This window comes from Pseudomonas sp. St386 (assembly GCF_018325865.1).
Lineage (GTDB): Bacteria > Pseudomonadota > Gammaproteobacteria > Pseudomonadales > Pseudomonadaceae > Aquipseudomonas > Aquipseudomonas brassicacearum.
Genome location: NZ_AP021900.1, coordinates 2,858,323 through 2,877,939 on the forward strand (window position 1 = coordinate 2,858,323; position 19,617 = coordinate 2,877,939).

The following is a 19,617-nucleotide window of genomic DNA, read 5'->3' on the forward strand; positions in this document are numbered from 1 at the left end:
CTTCTCCTTGATTCAGACCGTCACAAACAGGGCCAGGTGATCGCTGGTGGAGCGGATGTGCCCCATGTTTCTCCAGCCACGGAAACGTTGTCGGTCACCAGCGGCAAATGCCGGTGCCGGTGATGGCGGCCAGCCGAGCGGGGGGGCCTGGAAATCGCTGGCGATGGCCACCACGCCCATGGGCGCACCGCCCGGCGAGGGGTTGACCACGTTCAGCGGCATGCCGACCACGGTGTTGGCGATGGTGAAGTTCCCGGCCGCGCCGCCGCGCACCAGGATGTTGTCGATCGAATACAGGTTGCTGCTGCTCGAAGAGCCGATGTAGCGGTAACCCGGATAAGGCACGACCCCCACATTGGTCGACCAGAAGATCGTCGAGTTCTTGCTCTTGAGGTGCGTGGCGAAATAGCCCGTGTAGGCATCCAGGGCCGGAGGCGGCGCCGCGGCCGGTGGTTGCAGTTGCAGGGCATAACCCAGACCGGTGAGCGGGGCGTAGCGCAGTGGATCATTGCCGTTCTGGCTCAGCAGGTTGACATTGAAATCACCGGTGATGACTCGGGTTTCCAGCGCTCCCAGGGCGGCACTGATGTCACGCACATTAGCCAGACCGTTGAGGTAGGCGTTGGCTGCCACATACTGCGGCGGCGAATGGATGGCGAACAGCGTGAGGTTGCGCTGCACCACCACGGGCGGGCCGTCGACGGTTTCACAGAACGTCACCATGTAGGGTTCGCGCAGGCCGCCATAGTTGATTGGCGCGCCGAGGTTGTCGACGAAATCGACCCGAGCCGCGCACCGGCTCTCAGTGAGGTTGCCGGGGTTCAGGGCGGTAGGAGGAATAGCGCGACCGGCGACGGTAAAACAGGTGTTGGTCTGCAGCAGCGGGTAGTTGCCGGCGGCGGGGGCGGGCAATACGGTAGGGTTGAAACTGATGCCATTGCCCGCCGGTGACCAGGCGTTGGGGCCGGTGAACAGGCGTCTGCCGGCGCCAACGCCACCGCCCGCCGGGATCACCGGTTTGTAGAACACCGCGACGCCCTCGGCGCGCCCGGCCTGGCCGACCACCAAGGGCGGTACCAGATTCCAGGCAAGGCCGGTCAGGTTGCGAATGCGCAACAGCAACTCGACACAACCTTGCCAGCCGCCGGTGGGGGAGATCAGCGAGCCTGGGCCGTTGCTCGGGCCGCTGGCGGTCTCCACCACCACGAAGATGTCCGGGTTGAAGGCCGTGATGTGGGCGAGGATCAGCGCCAGTCGATCGGCTGCGTCCAGGTCGGGAATGAGTGCCCCGGTGTGGTCCCGCTTGGTGGTCAAGGGACGAATCTTGTTATAGCCGAAACTCTCGATGTTCCAGTACAGGACGCGAGTCATGAGGCGATCTCCGATGGCCCGGTCAGTGCCGGATGCGTGGGCGTGTCCGACGCGAGGGCCAGCAGGCGTTCGGTTTCGCTGTCCGGATCTTTGACGTAGGCGGCATACCAGCCCAGGCTGCCGGAAGACTGAGGGTCGCCAAACAGGAAAAACTGCAGGGTCGCACCCGGTGGCAACTTGGCTATGCCGAGAATCTTGATGCCTATATCGGTCAGTTGCAGGTTGAAGAATTTCGCTTGGGGATCGGGCTGCCCGGGGATGGTCTGGTAGAGCAGTTTGATCGGCCCGGTGGAAACCTTGATGATCCCCTGCAAGGAGAACACGCTGGCGGACGGCGCGGCGCCCGGCAGGCTCAAGCCAACGAAAAGCATGGGATTGGCATCGGTGCTTTTACTGCCGGGCGACCAGGCGACCAGCAGGTCGGACTCGAAACCGGTACCCGACACCAGGGCGCCAGGCGAGCCCATGGTGACCTTGTAGACAATACCCGACCAGGCTCCGGACAGGGCCTTGAGCGCCAGGTCCTGCGGCAGGACCGGAAGAAAACCATAGTCCGCGGGCTTCTTCTGTTCCGGCGCCTGGATGAACTGTTTGAGCTGCAGGGTAAAACCCTTGTACAGGCTTTTTCCACGAACCTGGCTGGTGACCGGATCGAATCCAAGGTTGTCGGGATTGAAGTTGAAGCTCACGGCATTTGGCGTGGCGCTGGGAAAGCTCATGCCGATTTGCAGGTTGGTATAAGCCAGGCCCTGGTTGCTCGGGCTGCCATCGTCGCTGCCAAAGGACAACAGATCGAAGGGGCCGGCAGAGGTCTTGAGCAGGGCGAAATCCAGCTTGCCCCACAACAGGAAGCGACTGGCAGTGGTGACGCCGCCGTCCGGGCTGCCCAGGGTGTTGAACTGGATGCGATTGACCGATGCGGCTGGTAGCACGTTGCTGTCCAGGTTGAACAGGTAGCTCTGGCTTTGCTCGAACACATAGGTGGTGGTGTCATTTTGTTGCAGGGCGCTGCCATCGAGCACCATCGCGTTCACTGCGCAGGGTTCTGCGGCGCGCAGCGTGGCCAGAATTGGTGAACCGAAGAGGCGGTCCAGGCTCAACTGGATACGACTGTTGAAGGTCACCAGCCTGGATTGGCGAAACAGCGCCTGGAGCTGGAGAACGCTGAAGGCATAACCTTCGGCTTTGGCCAGGGCGATCGGCATGTCGGCATCCGCCCCGTTGGCCTGGGCCTGTTCATAAGCCGGGTTCTGGTAGTCGATCAGTCCGAACAGGTTGGAAATGCCCTGGATATCCAAGGTGTCGTCCTGATGACTGATGCGACTGACACTTGCACCGAAGTGGTGGGCGAAAAAACGGCTGTAATCGATACCGGCGGCGATCCCGGCCAACTGCTCGGGGAGACTGTCCAAGGGCAGGTCGGCGTTGAGCACCATGAAGCCGTTCCAGTCGGGGTCGTTGACCTGGGCGACGAAGTCCGCATAGAGGCTGTCGGATGTGGCGGCGGCCTTGAGCTCGGCGGCGCCGATGAAGTCTTGCAGCCATTGGGACAAGCCGGTATAGGCCAGGGTTTCCAGGCCGGGCACCAGGTCTGCGGTTTTCGAGAACGTCTCGGGCATGGTCCAGCGGTTGGGGTTGTCGATGCGTTCCTTCAGGCTGCCGCTGCAATACTTCATGATCAACACGTTGCGATAGCTGGTGGTCTGCACGCCGACACCGATATTGGCGATGAAGCGCCAGTCGGCGATCTCCAGCTCGTTGCTGAACGTTGCGCTCTGGTCGATAAACGGTTGCGAGTTGACGCCGACGAGGAACAGCTGATTGGTTTGCAGGGCCTCGTGCAACTCGTTGGTGGGCTGCTCGAAGGCAAAATCCAGCAAACTCTCGGCAGATTTCGAGCGTGCCAACAGTACTTTGCGGTAGCCGACACCGTCCGGATCGAGGTCGACCAGCAGGCCTTGTGGTGTCGTCGCTCGATCAGGTTTTTCCGTCGTGGCGGTCAGGGCCCGTTGCAGGCGTTTGAGTCGTGCGGCCTGCTTGCCCGGCAGGGTGGCGGCGCTGATCAGGCTCTTGCGCGAGGCAGCGAGAATCTCGCTCTCGAACTGGGTCAGGTTGACGCTCGTAGAACTGGTCATGCCGGCATAAGGCACCAGGGGAAGGCGAAGCCGGGGTCTTGCGGGAGCGGTGTACGGGGGGCGGTCGGCGCCAGCAGCACGGTGTCGCCATCGGTCGCAGCTTGGCCATAAAGCGGGCTACCGTCGGGCTGCGCGCTGTAGGCCGGGGTGGAGGCGCCGGCAATCAGGTTGCTCCAGGAGGTCCGGTAGGCCTTGGTCAACAGGTCAGTAACCGCGCCACTGGTGGGCGAGACCAGGCTGCTGGTCTGGAACGGAAAGACCGGTGCATATGCCGATTGCGCGGCGAGCAGGCGCATGCGGTCATTGTCGGCGGGGCTGGCCGCGGGATTGTAGTTGGTGAAGCTCAGCCACTCGGTACCGAAGATGCCACACAACAGATTTTGTCCGGCGGTGGCGGCGGGCACGTTCGGCAGGCTCAAGCCATAGTCGCCGCTCAGGGTGAGGCTGTAGCTGGCGCCGTCATCGCAGAATACCAGGCTGGCCGCGTGGGGCAGGGGCCAACCATTGGCGTCGAGGCCATTGAGTGGGACCAGATTGATGGGGTTGCCGGCAGTATTGCGCCATTGACTGGGGAGCAAGGTGCTGCCGGGAGCGGCGAAGGTCAGGCCGGTACGGATCAGCCCGGCGGCCAGTTGTGGCGCACTGATGTTCTGGTTCAGCGGGTCCAGCGGGTCGAGGACACCGCCCATGTTCAACTGGGCCGGCATGCCGACCGGGTTGAAAACCGGGTAATTGAGTATGTTGTTGCCGTTCCCGGTGTTGACCACATAGGCGAAGCCGGTCTGGAAGTACCGCAGCGCAGGCAAGGCGTTGTAGATCAAGGCATAGGTCAGGCTTGCGGCTTGGCTACCATCCAGCGGTACATAGGCCAACGGCTGCAGCGCGGGCGTCAGTTGCAGGCCGCTGTCGGCCTGTAGTTTGTCGTTGAAGCCCATGCTGATACCGATGTTGCCAGACTTCAGGCGCAAGGCATTGAAGTCCGCGTCGTATTTGACAAAGGTGCCGAAGTTGATAAAAAAAGTCAGGTGATCGCCGAGTTGCAGATTGAGGTTGTTCTGCACCTGGCAAGGCACCCCCAGGCTGATGCGCAACCCATAATCGTTGAAGCTAGTGGGCGCCGGCAGGCTGCTTGCAGGCAACCAGAGCAGCGCCCGACCGACGAAGTTTCTCTGTTCGACGGCAAACAGGAAGTCGTACAGCGCGGCGACGAAACCCGAGGGGTCGCTGCGCAGGCTGACCGGCTCGCTGGGGGCGAACAGGTAATGGCCGGCATTCTTGTCGAACGCATCGGTAGGGCTCAGGCTGGCCGGCAAGCTGGCGGGCGGGGTGCCCTTGGGCATGACGTAGCCGCGCCAGCCATAGCCACTGTCATCGGGCAGGGCATAGGCCGCGCTGTTGGCGATTTGTTGATAGTCGGACGGGGTGGCGGCGCGGCTGGTCATGTCTATCCCCTGCAATTGTCGGCACGGCCACGAATCCACGACCAGTCGGCGATGCTGCCGGCATAGTGGTTGGGCGGGTTATGGCCGGACTGGAAAGTGCCATCGAGGCTGAGCTGTCCCCGCTGTTCCTGGGTAGCGGGACGAAACGACAAGGCCCCGCCCTGGATACGCACCGGCCCGACGCTGGATTTGCGTAGGGTCACGGGGGTGGCGGTGGCCATGACGGTGTAGCGGTCGATAAGGTTCGTGGCGTAGTAGAAACTCACTTGGGCCGTCAACGCGTTGCTGCTGTCGGGTTTGTAGGGATCGAGCAGTTCCACGGTCACTTGCAGGTCGGGCAGCAAGGGCTGGTGATAACGGGCAATCACGCTGGTGGTCGGGCTCTGCCAGCGAATCAGGTCGCCGCGGTAGGCTTGCGCGCTGTCCTTGTTGTCATCGTGTGTGCCCTCGATATTGAAATCGGCGAGCAGGTGCGACGTGTTCGGCGGGGTGCAGAAAAAGGCCCCCAGGCTGCCCCGTACCCGCCGGCCATCGCTGGCCAGGTCAAAGGTGGCAGTGGGTGTTTCGGCCGTCATGCTCAACCCGGTCAGGCCCGCGCTGCCCATGGACAGTTCGGCGTTCACCCGGGCCTCACGGCTATCGATTACCAGCACGAACAACACCGGACCGACCTGGCGGCTGACGTTCATGCCGGGCAGCAGTATCGGCCCGGGCAGGCAGGGTGCCGGGATCTCTGAAGTGGTGGAGGAAGAGGGCGCAAGGTCGGCGCAACCCGATATTGGGGATGCGCGCTCGGCGCTGGAAAAGATAGGCCTATACCCGTCAGGCGAGGCCGTTGGCGCAGGTCTGCCGGTGGTGAGTCCCCACAGTATTGTTGCCAGGATCGCGCCCAGTGTTACCCAGAAAACACGGGTATAAAGCATCCGATGCTTTGTCACGCGAGGGTACCGTCCATGTCCCGTACTGCGTTAAATGAAGCCGGCGTATGACGTCCGCGTCCGCCGGCTTCAAGGATGGGGTCTGGTCACAGAGCCCGTGCGGATCAGGAAAGGCTGAATGTGCCGATGTTGGTGCCGTTGAAAGGCGTCTCGGAACCGCTGTCGACGATGCTGCCAGTGAACAGGATGGTGAATGCCGAACCGACGATTTGCAGCGTTACCTTGGCGCCCGCACGCAGGATTACCGGCCCGGCAGAGGCGTCGGCGGAGAGCGTTTGGGTTGAGGCGGTGTTGTTGACCTGGGTGGCCCACAGCAGGTTGTTCTGGTAGCTGAAAGTGACCTTGGTGGTGTCGTTGGCATCACCGTTGTATGTGGCCACGGAGTTGCAGTTGATGGTCAGAGGGGTGGTGACGGTATTTACCGAAGTGAAGGCGGTCATTTTGAATATCCTTTTCGTGTGTTGGTCATGATTCAGGGAGCTGAATCGAGTGAGAGTCTAGGCGCGCTTCTTCGCCTGTAAAGGAAGGTCTTGAACGTGATGAGGTGCATTCTGCGGTCAATTTTTGCAGCCAAAGCGGAGCTTTTTTGCCGTCCAACTTGCTGTAATTCAATGATTTTTTCTTTGTAAAAAAAGTAAGGCACAATGCCTCTAATAGCGTTTTGTTAGCAGTCTTAGGCCGAAATAGTCATTCGCTCAGGCCTCGGGCCAGGCCTGTACGAAAAGTAATGCGCCACCCGCTGTGCGCGGCGAATGCAGATCGCGCTCAAACGATATCGTCGATCAGGATGTGGGGCTGTCCGCGGCTGCATCGTTCGATCCGCGCCTCGACCTTGTAGACCTGGCGAAGCATCGACTCGGTAATCACCCCGGTGTTTGGTCAGGCTGCCCATCGTCCAGAACACCACGGCGGCCACGGCTTGTTCGGTGGCAAAGAATTGCACCAGCGCCAACAGCGCATTGAAGGTGAACACCAGGGCGATGCCGAGCAGCACGATGGTCTAGGACGCTGCAGATCAGTAGCAGCGCGAGCCCGCCGAGGATGAGGCGCTTGCGCAGCATCAGGCGCCGGTAGGTGTCGCGTTGAACCACCAGGGCTTCGTTCAACGAGCTCATGGCGTGACCTCTGCCCGGCGCAGGCTGACGGCGTAGCCCGGCTCTCCGCGCACATTGCAGCGGTCGGCCACGGTCGATTTTTAAGAAGCGGGCAGGGTGGCTCAAACCACGGGCCACCTCCCTCGTCTATAGCGGTCGATCAGAACTTTTTCGGTACGGGCAGGGGCCGGTCAATACAGCCATGGTCAGGTGCGCGTCGCGCAGGCAAGGGCACCAGCGAAACCAATTCCTCTTCGACGATTTGATTGCTCATGGCCAATTCCAGCTCGGGGCAGTCAATGCTGAGCCAGTCACCGTGTTGGAGCGGCACATTCGCGGTGCGATGGCTCAAGCTGTGAAACACGTAATGAACCAGCCCAGGCTCGAGAAACTGCTCATGTTTCTCCAGGAACTCTTCCGAGTATCGGCGCAAACTCTGCCAGCGATGCAAACTCATCCGGTGGTGACTTGCCGTCAAGGGTTGGCCGTCGCGTTCTATCTGGACATTGATGGCCAAGTCAGCCTGCAATTCCCCCACGATCAATGCCGGGGCAATCGCACAGGTACGCAAGTGCGCATGCGTTGAAGAAATGGCGTCACGACTGTGCAATACATGATCGTGAATATCGTTGCCCAGGGTAAAACCAATGAAGCGCAGCGCGCCAAACGGGTCGACCCAATAGAGGCAGACAATGCACGGCTCGCTACTGATGCTTTGTGAATGATAAGGCACCTGCAAAGGGTCGCCGTCGGTCTTGAGCAGTCGGCCGTTACCTTTGTAATACCAGGCTTGTTCTGTCTTGGCGGTACAGAGGGTGATTTCGCTGATCTGGACCAATAAGTTGTTATCGGGCTTGAGCGGCGGTCGGTATTTCACCGCCGCAGGCGTAAGCGGGTAGGGTGTGGACGGCAGGTCCTTGAGATAGGACTCCCAATCCATATTCCGATCCGCGCAATGGGCCAGGGCTTCATAAAGATTTCCCTGGGGTGGGCGCACCTCCCGGCTTTGCCCGGACTTGAAGTCAAATACGCCAAGACCTCCTCGCGGCACTGGAGAGTCCAGCAACATTACATAATGGGTCATCACTTATCCTCCAGGGTCAAGCGTGCGGACAGAGGGACGTAGTCCTTGAGTCCGTTGAAAGCCGGGTTTGTCTCTTTGAGCCGTAAGGACAGCAAGCCCCCCGTGATACTTCCGGCCAGTGCCAGGAACAGAATCGCGGTAAGCCCCCACGTCATGGCGATGTAGCCAGCGACGACAGGCGCGACGCCGCCTCCAAGAATCTCTCCGCAGCCCACCACCAGGCCCGTCGCGGTGGCCAATAGACTGGGCGGCACTGATTCGCTGGTCAGTGGACCGACCGTCATGCAGATCAGGCTGAAGTTGATGAAGGACAAGAAAAATAATTGAAGGAACAGTAGCCAGGGCAGCGGTGGGCTGATGATCAATAAACCCACCAGCAGCGCGCTGATCATGAAGCAGATGGAAACCACTGGCTTGCGACCCAGTTGGTCGGACAAGCCGGGAATGACCAGTTGGCCAAAAAAACCACCCAGGCCAATTGCAGAAATGATCATGGCCATGGAGAAATTGCTCAGGTGCAGGATGTCTGTCAGGTAGCTGGGGAGCAGGGCGCACAGAACGAACTGGCACGTCAGAATGCAAAGCATCAAGGCAATATTGAGCCGTACATTCCCGCTGGACAGGGCCGTCCTCCACTGACTTTTGGAGGTGTGTGCAATCGACACCGCGCTGGGCGCCTGGGTCGGTTGGTAGGTTCTATAGAGGTACCAGGCCACTAACAGGCCGGGTAACGAAATGATGGCGAATACGGCGCGCCAGGATCCGAACATTTCCAGCAAGACACCCGCCAGCAGCGGTCCGAGGCACAGGCCAATGATGGGGAACAAGGCCTGTTGAATGCCTAGATTGAGTCCGCGCCGGCAAGGCTGCGAAACTTCGTCGGTGACGATGATACTGACTGGAGTGAAGGCACCTTCACAGACGCCCATCAAGGCGCGCAAGAGCACCAGGCCCACCAGGCTGGTGATCAATGCAGACGCGCCGGCCAGAAGCGATAGCAGGGTGATCGACAGCACCAGCAACTTCTTGGGGCCCAGTACCCTGATGGCGGCGCCCATGAACAGGGCAGAGCCTCCCCATGCAAATGCCAGGATGGCCGACAACATGCTCAAGTCCTGATAGTCCAGGGCCAAGTCACGCATGATCACCGGGAACAGCGGCATGATAATGAACCTGTCCAGTCCTACCAGCCCGAAGCTCAGCGACAGAAGCGTGATCATGCGTCTTTCATAGCCGCCCCAAGGTCGAGCGACCAGATACTTCATCTCCATGTTCCTTCCCCTTCTTTCCCTAGTGCTTTCGAAGCCCTCTCGAACGAGGTGAACGCCTGCGATCCATACTCCGGCAGCCAGGGACAGGTGTGCCCCTGGCTGGGTGCCGGTGTTTTATCGGGTCTGTCAGGCGACCCACTTGCCCACGGCCATTTCAGCGGTGAAGCCGGGGCCGAAGGCCGCCAGCATGCCCGTCGCGCCATCGACAAGCCCGCTGTCGAACTGGCGCTTGAGCACATCGAAGACCACCACGCTGGCGATGTTCCCGGCTTCGCTCAAACTGTCGCGAGACTGCGCGACCCGACCGGGTTCCAAGTCCAGTTGCAGGACCAGTTCATCAAGAATTTTCCGTCCGCCGGTATGGAAGATGAAAAAGTCATTTTGAGCGCAATGTTGATTGAAGGTCTCGTAGTTCAATTCCTCCATCATCGGTGCGACATCTTTAATGGAGTTCATGACAGCCTTGTCCAAGGTGAAATGAAAGCCGCTGTCTTTAACGTCGTATTTAATGTAGTGCTCGCTATCAGGCAGGAAGTAAGACCCGGTATTGGCGATCTTGAAACCAGGCGCCTGGTCATCGGCGCGCATGACGCAGGCCGATACGGCATCGCCGAATAACGCGGCTGATATGAACGCGTGCAACTTGGTGTCCTGGGGTTGATAGCAGAGCGATGAGAACTCCAGGGAGACGATGAGGACATGGTTGTCCGGCGCCCGGCTGGCGAAGTCATTGGCTCGATTGATCGCCGCAGCGCCTGCCACGCAGCCCAGTTGAGCGATGGGCAGTTGTACGGTCGACGTTCGCAGGCCCAGGTCATTGATCAAGTGGGCTGTCAGCGAGGGCATCATGAAACCGGTGCACGATGTCACCGCGACCATGCGAATGTCATCGATGGTCAGCCCGGCATTCTCGATGGCTTGGCGCGCCGCGATGGACGACATTCGGCGGGCTTCGCGCTCATAAACGATACTGCGGTGGGTGAAGCCGGTGTGCACCGCCAGTTCATCGATAGGCAGGACCAAGTGCCGTTCGTTCACCTGCGTGTTTTGAATCATTCGTTTGGCAAGTGCCATTCGTGGATGATCATCATGCAACTGCTCTAGATGCTCGATCATTTGTTGCTGGGTGATCTTGTATTGCGGAAACAACAGACTGGGTTTACAAAGAGTAGACATGACAAGTCCTCGGCGAGAAGCCAATAAAGTTAGAAGCACATTTAAGGCAATGACTGCAAAGCAGGACTCTGAAAGACAGAATCAAAGCAGCGGGCTGGAGAGCCAAAAAACTTGACTGTTGTTATCGAAAGAGCGGGGTGTAGCGGGCGCCTGGTTTGTTATTTCACCAGTACAAACTTATAGGCATATTGCCAGGCCAAGTTGCTTTCCCGGACATGTTTGCGAATAACCATGCGCACAGGCGCACCGCTGACGACTTGCCGGGGATCGGTGACATCAACGATTTCCGAGGCAATCACCAGGCCATCATCCAGGCGCACCATCGCCATGAAGCGAGGCACGGTTTCGCCATAGCCCATGGCCGCCAGTATCGGATTCTCGGCATGGGCGCTGACTTGGATCGTGCCGGTGCGTGCGCAGCGATACGGTTCCACATTCAACGAATTGCACGCGCCGCAGACGGTGCGCCGAGGGAAGAAAATTTCTTCGCAATCCTGGCAGCGGCTGCCTTCGAGACGGTATTTGCCGCCATGCTCGCGCCATTCGCGCAACATGCTGGCGGTGGTCATGCGGTGAATCTGTTCAGGGTAAAGGGACATGGTCGGCTCCTTAATCGTTGGAAAGCACAATGACACTGTTGTGCGCGGCGTAACCGCCCAGATTTTGCGAGACGCCAATACGGGCGCCTTTGACTTGGTTGTTGGACTCGCCGCGAAGCTGTCGGAACAATTCAGTAATGTGCAAAATCCCATCGCAACCGGAGGCGTGGCCGCGTCCGATGTTGCCGCCGTCAGTGTTCAGGGGAAGTTGCCCGTCAAGGGCTATGCCGCCTTCCAATACAAAGTCGCCTGCCTGGCCTGGACCACATGCGCCCATGGATTCCATTTGAATCAACCCGGCGCCCAGCAAGTCGTAGACTTGCGCCACATCGATATCCTTTGCAGTGATGCCGGCTTTTTTGTAGGCGATTTCGGCGCAGGCCATCGAGTTGGCGGAAACCGCCATGCCTACATCTTTTGGCAGCCCTGGAAATTGCAACGTCGGGTTGTGATAGCGCGTGCCGAAATAGTGCGATACGCCGGTGTAGGCACAGCCACGGATAAATACCGGCTGGGTCGTGTAACGGTGCGCAAGGTGTTCGGCAACCAGGATGGCGCAACCGCTGGCTTCACCCCAGGCCAACATCGAGCCACATGCTTCGCTACTCTTGAGTGCTTCGAGGGACGGAATCGGCACGCCATAGCGGGTAGCCGTGGGGGTGTTATGGGCATAGATACGCATCTGCCGCCCAAACGTTGCCAATACATCCGCCTCGCGTCCTGCATAACCGAACTTTTCAAAATATTCGGCGGTCGCCAGGGCGAAGGCGTCTGTGTGTGAGATGCCGAGAAAATAATCGTATTCACATTCAGTGCTGGAGCCAATGTACTCGGCGTAGTTGATGTGATCGGTCATTTTTTCAAAGCCGCCGCACAGGACAATGTCGTATTCACCTGAGGCGACCATTTGGTGAGCCATCTGGAACGACACCGAACTGCTGGTGCAGTTGGCAGTACTCATGAACGTGGGGGCAGGGCTGATACCCAGGGCATCGGAAATGGTCGGGCCCAGGCCTCCGTATTCAGAAATGCCTTCACCGTGGTAGCCATAGGCAACTGCCTGGAGTTCGCGGGGGTGCATCTTGATGGCGTTGAGCGCCTGGTAGGCGGACTCGACGATCATCTCCTTGAAAGTCTGACGAACTCTGGAACTGCCGGGCTTAGGGGTATAGGCAGCCGAAACGATAGCAACGCGTCGTGCGCTCATAAAAAAGTGCTCCTTGCTGGATGGATTGGAATCAGAGATAGGCCGTCAGGGCATAGTCGGGCCGCAAGTATTTGAACTCGTACTTGATCGACGTCCCGTAATCCACGTAGTACTTATCCTCCAGCAGCGTGCGCAGCGGAACGTTGGTCTTTTGATAGGCTTCGATGGCATCGGTGACGGTCAAGGCAATGGCATCGCTGCCTGCACCAAACCCATAGGAAACCACCAGGATTCTTTCGCCGGGACGCGCTTGATCGAGGACGTTGACCAAGCCCAGCAAAGGGCTCGCTGCCCCAGCATCGCCGACGCTCTGGGCATAGATGCCAGGTTCTATTTGCGCCGTCGTGAATCCCAGGTGCTTGCCGAGAGAGTAGGGGGTCGACACCAGGTTCTGTTGGAAGACGACATAATCGAAATCACCGGCCTGCGCATGGATCTTGGCCATCAATCCCGAGGCAGCACGGCGAGTCTGGTCTTCAAGGCCGATGCTGTTCTTGTCCGAACCCAGTCCCATTCCCGACCGGATATAGCGGTCCCCTTGAGGCCTGATGTTGTCAGCGACATCCGCCGCGCAAGAAAAACTTGCGTCAAAATGCGCGATCACATTTTCTGTACCCAACAGCAGGGCAGCGGCGCCCGCTCCGGCGTAGGACTCTGTCAGATCACCGGGGGCGGTGTTGCGGTTGATCGTATCGGCGCCCACCGCCAACGCGTTGCCCACCATGCCCGATGCTACCAGGGCGTATGCAATCTGAAGGGCGCTGGTGCCTGATTTGCCGGCAAACTGCACGTCAGCACAAAAGGCGTCATAGCCGCAGCCAAGCATTTCCAGGATGATCGCGGCCGAGGCCCGGGAGTCATATGGATTGGTGCAGGTGCCAAGATAAAGCGCTTCAAGGGAACAAGGCGGCGCTTTGTCCAGTGCGCGTTGGGCGGCAAGGACGCCCAAGGTAATGACGTCTTCATCAGGCTGCAGTACAGCCCTTTCGAGAACGCCCAGTTGACCCTTTACCAAGCTCAAATCGGTGTTTTTCCACACCTGGATCACGTCGTCCACCTTGAGCCGGCAGACCGGGATGCCCGCGCCATAGCTCACAATTCCTACTTTATTCATGTGTACTTCCTCCAGATTCCGTTCTTTCACCTGCTGGCAGAAAGCCGTGACAGGTGCATGAAATATTTAGAAACTATCTATTGGTGCTCGCAAAGTGATAAATGGCGGTCCCATGCCCATAAATCGGCAGGTTCAAGCGTCAGAACCTACCGGTCAACCTATGAACAATAGGTTTGTTTTCGTACAATCATTATGTATGATACGAAACGTACCGTATCGTTAAGGTAGCGTTAAAAATTTATGACTTTCCTTCTCATATCTCCCTATTTAGAGGTAATAAGCGCTCAAGAGACCCCCTGCTAAGCAGAAGCTGAGATCAAATAAACATACAAAACGAAACGATCCGTTTCATTGCTTTTCGAGAGAATCCTATACCCTGAGTCTCTTTTGTCAAGCGCCATATTGGAGATTTTGATTTATGGCCCGTAAACCATCTCGGAGCTCCATTGGCTCATTGAGGAGCCCTCACACGCACAAAGCGATCATCATTTCTGCCATAGAAACCCTTAAGGAGTGCGGTTACTCGGGGTTGAGCATCGAGGCGGTGGCCCGCCGCGCTGGCGCGAGCAAACCGACAATCTACCGGTGGTGGGGTAACAAGGCAGCCTTGATCGCCGAGGTCTACGAGAGTGAAAGCGAGCAGATTCGCAAAGAGCCTGATAAAGGCTCTTTCAAGGAGAATCTCAATTTCTTGCTGCTCAATCTCTGGAAGGTCTGGCGAGAAACGATTTGCGGGGAGGCTTTTCGATGCGTCATTGCTGAGGCCCAGCTCGATCCCAGCACGTTGCCCAAGCTGAAAGACGAATTCATGGAGCGGCGCCGGGAGTTGCCTCGCAAGCTGGTGGAAAAAGCTATTCAGCAGGGCGAGTTGCCCAAGGATACGTCGCGTGAATTGCTCTTGGATATGATCTTTGGGTTTTGCTGGTACCGGCTGTTGACCGAGCAGTTGGAGGTGGAGGCAGATATCAATGAGTTCACGACACTGCTGATGAACGGGGTATTGCGTCCGACTTCGGCGGCGGTTCAAGACGCCGCCGAAGCCTGATTATCGGGGAGGGGATGCGCTTATTTCGTGCCGCTGAATTGTGCATGAAGGCTCGGCAGGATGCTGGCCAGATGGTTGAACTCACACAAGTCATGCACCGCAAATTCATAAGCCAGGGTTTCCAGCTCAACCTCTCCCAGACCGTTTTCTTCCAGTAGCTGAGCGGCTCGCTCGGCGCCTGGAAAACGCTGCATGGCGGGGTGGCTGCCGACCCAGTAACGGCTCGTCAGGTACAAACCCTCCGGACATTCCTTGAACAAGTGCGCCATCAGCGACACCGGCACTTGCGGTTCATGGGCCAGGCTCATCAGGGCGCTGACGCTGCCGTCTATTTTGGATTCGCGGTACAGGTCCGGACAGAAGCCCAGCTCGCAGGGGTCCCTGAAATCAATGTGCAGGTGCATGAGGCGGTCACCGACGTACTCGGAGGCGCAAAAGGTATTGCCATACAAGCGCTCCTCGAAGCTCAGGGTATCGTCCAGGAGGCGCTCGTGATGAACACAGGGGTTTTCCACATGGGCATAAGGAAACCACAGGGTGTAGCGTTCAGCCTCCAGTGGATGCCACATGAACCACCACTTGAGCATCTCAGCTGTGCAGTTGGGGAAAAACTTGCGACTTTGCACGTAGGCCATCGGCCCTGGCAGCAGCGCGTATCCGGCCTCTTCGCTAATGAAATCAGCGGCGAGCATGCGGTTAAGGTCTTCAACGCTGGGCGTCAAGGCGTCAGCCAAGGGCATGGGGCCTTGCTGTATCTTTTCGACGGCACTGAGCGGCACGCTGATCTTCGAGCGGAAAAAGTCGGCGTAGGGTTTGCCTTGGATGGCCCGCTGATTGGCTAGGAACTGCTTCTGCATTGGCAATGAGAAGTAGGTGAAAGGTGTCATTACGCGCGCTTCCATGACGGTATTTCCTTGGTAGTGCGTGAAAAGCCCGCAGCATCGGCTGCAAAGTCCTCACGTGGTGTTGTAAAGGGACAATGACGGGACCAAAATAGGTAGGCTGAAATAAAAAGTCAAATTTGAATTAGAACTATAAAGAGATGAGCTCATGGACAATGCCATTGGCAAGCCTTCCCTGCCTCGTGCTTCGCGACTCGATGGGCAGGCAACGCGGCTGCAGATTCTGGAAAAGGCGGGTGAGTTGTTTGCCGAACAAGGGTTGGCCAACACCACCAGCAAGCAGATTTGCGAACGTTCGCAAGCCAACAGCGCGGCGGTGAATTATCACTTCGTAAACAAAGAGGGCCTGTACCGCGCGGTATTGCTCGAAGCCCACGCTCGGTTGATGCGGATGGAAACTCTGGTTTCGCTTAACGAGCGGCCAGGGTCGCCGCAAGACAAATTACGTGCCCTCATCACCGTGTTGGTCGAGCGCCTGCACGACCATCCGGATGGCTGGGCGCTGAAAGTGCTCACGCGCGAAGTGCTTTCGCCTTCTCCCGAGTTCGAGGTGGTGCTCAAGGAACAATCGTTTCCCAAGGCGCACATTCTGCGTGGCTTGCTTGGACAAATCATGAACTTGCCAGCGGATCATCCGACAACCCTGCGCAGCGCCATCAGCGTCTTCGCCCCCTGTCTTTTTTTGCTTATAGCCCATCAGCCGTTAAAGCAGCATGTACTGCAAGGGTTGAGTCTCGAGCCGCAGGGTTTGATCGACCACATGATGAGTTATGCCCTTGGTGGGCTCCAGGCAGTGGCGGCGACTGCGCACGACGCTGCAAGCTGACGCGGGATCCATGGTTATCGGGGGCTACCGTTGGCGCGCGTCCATTGAGTAGGCGCCGCCGCCGCGCGCGACGATGTAGAGGGCCAGAAAACCCATCAGTACAGGAAACTCGATGCCCCGATCTATCCAGGGCCATGTCGGTCCCAGCGCATAGCTGATTGCAACCATCTCAATGGCGATCAGCAGTGCGACGAGTCGCGTGCCGAGCCCCATCGCCAGCATGAGCGCACCGACCGTCTCCAGGAGCATGACCAGGAAGGCAAGCTGTGCAGCGAAAGGCAGCCCCATCACGTTCTGGATGAGGTTGATCGACGCGCTCATTGGATCAGCCATCGATCCATGGGCGGTGCGCAGAACCTTCGGCAAACCGTGGGTAAACAGGACCACGGCGAAGACGATCCGCAGCGCGGCGTACAGGTGAGGTTCGAAGCGGGCGACTCGTGCAGTCACCGTGGCCACCGCGCAGCGCAGCGATGATAGGTCTTGAGTTGTCATGGGAAATCCTTGGCTGGTTTGCTTGAAGCACTGATACATGACGTCGATAGGCCTTTTGAATACTCCGAAGGCGCTATTGTCCTTTGGCAGGCAGCCCCATCTTCGCCAGCGTCAGCGTTTCATCAGCGCGCCCCCATCCGCCGTCTGCAACCTCTTCGACCAGCACCATGGTGAACGGACGAACTCCCTCGCCGAAGTATTCGACGAACATCTCTGTGGTGCGATGAATGATCTCTTCTTTGCGGGCGTGGTCCAGGATTCCTTCGGGAAATTTATAGTTGGCGAATGGCATCGGTTTGCTCCGTGGGTGTGAAACAGACTGGGTCGGGCGAACAGCCCATGGCGCGCATTTTTCTTGTTTGGGCCCTGGAGATAAACCCTGCCGAGTTGCCATCTGAATTCAATAACCGTGAACAATCGACGCCGTGGAACGCTCTCACGTGCCAACCTCCGGATGCATGCGGTGTCATTTGATTTTCGCCGCAAGAACCGGATAGCGGGTTCTGCCCAGGTGTTCTCTTCTAGGCACTCACATCAAGAGGTGCCCATCATGAACTTTCGCATCACAGGCCTTGCCCCCGATCCATTCCGCGCGCTGTTTGGATTGTCCGATGAAGCACTCGCCTCGCGGGGGATAAGGCGTTATGTCGTTGACTGCCAGCCAGGCTTTCCTGATCGCATAGAAATGAAAGATGCGGAGCTGGGGCAACGCATGCTCTTACTGAACCATGTCAGTCAGCCGGCCAACTCGCCGTATCGCGCCTCCCATGCGATTTTCATCCGAGAGGGGGCGCCCCAGGCTTACGACGCCGTCAACCAAGTGCCCGAGGTCATGCGCATCCGACTACTGTCCCTGCGTGCTTTTTCCGAGGAGGGGATGATGCTTGATGCCGATGTGGTGGACGGACAGGCAATAGAGCCTGTGATCAGCCGGATGTTTGCCAATCCTGAGGTCAGTTACATCCACGTTCACAATGCTAAGCAGGGGTGTTACTCGGGGCGGATAGATCGGGTGTAGGCAAGGGGAGGTCGTGCTTGCAGACTTGGCTTGAAAGCATTCGGGCCTGCAAGCCTGGAGCATCGCTCCACGGCCCGATGCGCGGAAGCGATACTGAGTTGGCTGTTGTCAGTGCGAATGACGCGGCTCACCACTACGAGCAATCACCCGCAGGTGCAACGTGGCCGGCTCCAGGCAACCCCCGGTGGAAAGCTGTCCCACCAATTGCCGGTACAGCTCCTGCCAGGGCGTTTGCGAAGGCGGAATATTCGGCGTCCATTCGCGTCGGCGCTGGGCCATCTCGGCGTCGTCGATCAGCAGGTTCACGGTGCGGGTATTGAGGTCCACTTTCAGCCGGTCGTTGGTTTTCAGCAACGCCAGGCCGCCGCCCACGGCCGCTTCCGGGGACATGTTGAGGATCGATGGGCTCGCCGAAGTGCCGCTCTGGCGACCGTCGCCGAGGCAGGGCAGGGAGTCGATGCCTTGTTTGATTAGCGCGGCCGGCGGGGCCATGTTCACCACCTCGGCGCTGCCGGGATAGCCCACCGTGCCGACACCGCGAATGACCAGGATGCAGCGCTCGTCGATGTCCAGCGCCGGGTCGTCGATGCGGGCGTGGTAGTCCTCTGGTCCTTCGAACACGATGGCCCGGGCTTCAAAGCTATTCTCGGCGCCGGGCTCGGACAGGTAGGTCTTGCGAAACGCTTCGCCCACCACCGACATCTTCATGATCGCGCTGTCGAAGAAATTGCCGCTGAGCACGATGAAGCCGGCCCGGTGCTTGAGCGGGGTATCGAAGGGATGGATCACATCGGTGTTGCTGGTCAGGCTGCTGCCGACGATTTCGCCGATGGTCCTGCCGCTGACCGTGGCGCAGTCTTCATGCAGGCGCCCGGCTTTTTGCAGTTCGTGCATGACCGCTGGCACGCCTCCAGCCCGATGGAACCCTTCACCCAGGTACTTGCCCGCCGGCATGCAATTGACCAGCAGCGGCACGTCCTCGCCAATCCGTTGCCAGTCCTCCAGGCTCAGCTCGACGCCCATGTGCCGGGCGATGGCGATCAGGTGCGGCGGGCAGTTACTCGAAGCACCCAGGGCCGAGGCGACGGCGATGGCGTTCTCGAAGGCTTGGCGGGTCATGATTTGTGACGGGCGAATGTCTTGCAGCACCAGTTCGCAGATGCGCTTGCCGGTGGCATAAGCCATTTGCCCGCGCTCGCGATAGGGCGCCGGGATGCTCGCGCAACCGGGCAGGGACATGCCCAGGGCTTCGGCCAGGGCGTTCATCGACAAGGCGGTGCCCATGGTGTTGCAGTGACCCACCGACGGCGATGCCGCGGTGGTCATTTCCATGAAGCCTTCGTAGTCGATCTCGCCGGCGGCCATCAGGTTGCGCGCATGCCAGAGCACGGTGCCCGAGCCGATCAGCTCGCCCTTGTGGTGACCGTCGAGCATCGGCCCGCCGGACAGGACAATGGCCGGCAGGTCGGTGGTCGCCGCGGCCATCAGGCAGGCCGGGGTGGTCTTGTCGCAGCCGGTGGTGAGCACCACGCCGTCCAATGGGTAACCGTGAAGAATCTCCACCAGCCCCAGGTACGCCAGGTTGCGGTCCAGCGCGGCGGTGGGGCGGCGCGACTGTTCGGCGATCGGGTGTACCGGGAATTCCATGGGAATGCCGCCGGCATCACGGATGCCGGCCTTGACCCGTTGTGCCAGTTCCAGGTGATGACGGTTGCAGGGCGTCAGGTCGCTGCCGGTCTGGGCGATGCCGATGATCGGGCGTCCCGACTGCAGCTCTTCGCGGGTCATCCCGTAGTTCATGTAGCGTTCGACATACAGGGCGGTCATGTCCGCGTGGGCAGGGTCATTGAACCATTGCTCGCTGCGCAGGCGGCGTTTTGACGTGTCACTCATGATTCAT

At 59.0% G+C, this 19,617-nt stretch carries 18 protein-coding genes and 2 pseudogenes; 3 read left to right on the forward strand and 17 right to left on the reverse strand.

Annotation, left to right across the window (positions count from 1 at the left end; translation table 11 throughout):
• Positions 1-12: 12 nt before the first annotated feature.
• The 13 genes and pseudogenes from KI235_RS12635 to KI235_RS12695 all read right to left on the reverse strand — a co-directional run bounded on the left by KI235_RS12635 (position 13) and on the right by KI235_RS12695 (position 13,431).
• Positions 13-1,371 carry a hypothetical protein gene (locus tag KI235_RS12635; RefSeq protein ID WP_043042606.1) on the reverse strand — a complete coding sequence of 453 codons (1,359 nt, stop codon included), beginning with the start codon at positions 1,369-1,371 and terminating at the stop codon, positions 13-15.
• Positions 1,368-3,506: a hypothetical protein gene (locus tag KI235_RS12640; protein ID WP_212795769.1), complete on the reverse strand. Its 2,139-nt coding sequence runs from the start codon at positions 3,504-3,506 to the stop codon at positions 1,368-1,370. The genes KI235_RS12635 and KI235_RS12640 overlap by 4 nt, the downstream gene beginning before the upstream one ends.
• Complete coding sequence (locus tag KI235_RS12645; RefSeq protein WP_212795770.1) at positions 3,503-4,948, reverse strand: hypothetical protein; 1,446 nt, start codon at positions 4,946-4,948, stop codon at positions 3,503-3,505. The genes KI235_RS12640 and KI235_RS12645 overlap by 4 nt, the downstream gene beginning before the upstream one ends.
• Positions 4,949-4,950: 2 nt before the next feature.
• Complete coding sequence (locus tag KI235_RS12650; RefSeq protein WP_069970924.1) at positions 4,951-5,637, reverse strand: hypothetical protein; 687 nt, start codon at positions 5,635-5,637, stop codon at positions 4,951-4,953.
• 353 nt (positions 5,638-5,990) lie between these two features.
• Complete coding sequence (locus KI235_RS12655; protein WP_043042610.1) at positions 5,991-6,326, reverse strand: hypothetical protein; 336 nt, start codon at positions 6,324-6,326, stop codon at positions 5,991-5,993.
• Positions 6,327-6,651: 325 nt separating this feature from the next.
• Positions 6,652-6,753: pseudogene (locus tag KI235_RS12660) on the reverse strand (ABC transporter ATP-binding protein); the annotation flags it as partial.
• Positions 6,754-6,760: 7 nt separating this feature from the next.
• Positions 6,761-6,892 (reverse strand): annotated as a pseudogene (locus tag KI235_RS30390) (iron chelate uptake ABC transporter family permease subunit); the annotation flags it as partial.
• Positions 6,893-7,140: 248 nt separating this feature from the next.
• Entirely contained in the window at positions 7,141-8,064 is a 924-nt protein-coding gene (locus KI235_RS12670) for a hypothetical protein (protein ID WP_003200738.1), read from the reverse strand.
• Entirely contained in the window at positions 8,064-9,329 is a 1,266-nt protein-coding gene (locus KI235_RS12675) for an MFS transporter (RefSeq protein WP_013693032.1), read from the reverse strand. The genes KI235_RS12670 and KI235_RS12675 overlap by 1 nt, the downstream gene beginning before the upstream one ends.
• A gap of 132 nt (positions 9,330-9,461) precedes the next feature.
• On the reverse strand, positions 9,462-10,511 hold the full coding sequence (locus KI235_RS12680; RefSeq protein ID WP_003200744.1) for a type III polyketide synthase: 1,050 nt from the start codon (positions 10,509-10,511) through the stop codon (positions 9,462-9,464).
• A gap of 158 nt (positions 10,512-10,669) precedes the next feature.
• Positions 10,670-11,110, reverse strand: a complete 441-nt coding sequence (locus tag KI235_RS12685) for a zinc ribbon domain-containing protein (RefSeq protein WP_013693033.1) — start codon at positions 11,108-11,110, stop codon at positions 10,670-10,672.
• A gap of 10 nt (positions 11,111-11,120) precedes the next feature.
• Positions 11,121-12,317 (reverse strand): thiolase family protein, encoded by a 1,197-nt coding sequence (locus tag KI235_RS12690; protein WP_003200749.1) that lies wholly within the window; start codon positions 12,315-12,317, stop codon positions 11,121-11,123.
• Between the two features lie 31 nt (positions 12,318-12,348).
• Entirely contained in the window at positions 12,349-13,431 is a 1,083-nt protein-coding gene (locus KI235_RS12695) for a hydroxymethylglutaryl-CoA synthase (RefSeq protein ID WP_003200752.1), read from the reverse strand.
• Positions 13,432-13,849: 418 nt separating this feature from the next.
• On the opposite strand from KI235_RS12695, the gene KI235_RS12700 reads away from it, so the two are divergent.
• Positions 13,850-14,476, forward strand: a complete 627-nt coding sequence (locus tag KI235_RS12700; RefSeq protein ID WP_003200754.1) for a TetR/AcrR family transcriptional regulator — start codon at positions 13,850-13,852, stop codon at positions 14,474-14,476.
• Between the two features lie 20 nt (positions 14,477-14,496).
• On the opposite strand, the gene KI235_RS12705 is transcribed toward KI235_RS12700, so the two are convergent.
• Positions 14,497-15,378, reverse strand: coding sequence for a hypothetical protein (locus KI235_RS12705; protein WP_013693035.1), 882 nt, complete (start codon positions 15,376-15,378; stop codon positions 14,497-14,499).
• A 148-nt stretch (positions 15,379-15,526) separates the two neighbouring features.
• Here KI235_RS12705 and KI235_RS12710 point away from each other — a divergent pair, with 148 nt between their 5' ends.
• Positions 15,527-16,204 carry a TetR/AcrR family transcriptional regulator gene (locus tag KI235_RS12710; protein WP_003200758.1) on the forward strand — a complete coding sequence of 226 codons (678 nt, stop codon included), beginning with the start codon at positions 15,527-15,529 and terminating at the stop codon, positions 16,202-16,204.
• A 24-nt stretch (positions 16,205-16,228) separates the two neighbouring features.
• On the opposite strand, the gene KI235_RS12715 is transcribed toward KI235_RS12710, so the two are convergent.
• Both KI235_RS12715 and KI235_RS12720 read right to left on the reverse strand, forming a co-directional pair.
• A complete protein-coding gene (locus KI235_RS12715; RefSeq protein WP_027912359.1) occupies positions 16,229-16,699 on the reverse strand; it encodes a DoxX family protein in 471 nt (156 codons plus the stop codon).
• Positions 16,700-16,772: 73 nt separating this feature from the next.
• Positions 16,773-16,991 (reverse strand): 4-oxalocrotonate tautomerase family protein, encoded by a 219-nt coding sequence (locus KI235_RS12720; protein ID WP_003200762.1) that lies wholly within the window; start codon positions 16,989-16,991, stop codon positions 16,773-16,775.
• A 258-nt stretch (positions 16,992-17,249) separates the two neighbouring features.
• On the opposite strand from KI235_RS12720, the gene KI235_RS12725 reads away from it, so the two are divergent.
• Positions 17,250-17,717, forward strand: coding sequence for a DUF1203 domain-containing protein (locus KI235_RS12725; protein ID WP_013693037.1), 468 nt, complete (start codon positions 17,250-17,252; stop codon positions 17,715-17,717).
• 108 nt (positions 17,718-17,825) lie between these two features.
• On the opposite strand, the gene KI235_RS12730 is transcribed toward KI235_RS12725, so the two are convergent.
• A complete protein-coding gene (locus KI235_RS12730) occupies positions 17,826-19,610 on the reverse strand; it encodes an IlvD/Edd family dehydratase (RefSeq protein ID WP_003200766.1) in 1,785 nt (594 codons plus the stop codon).
• Positions 19,611-19,617: the final 7 nt, after the last annotated feature.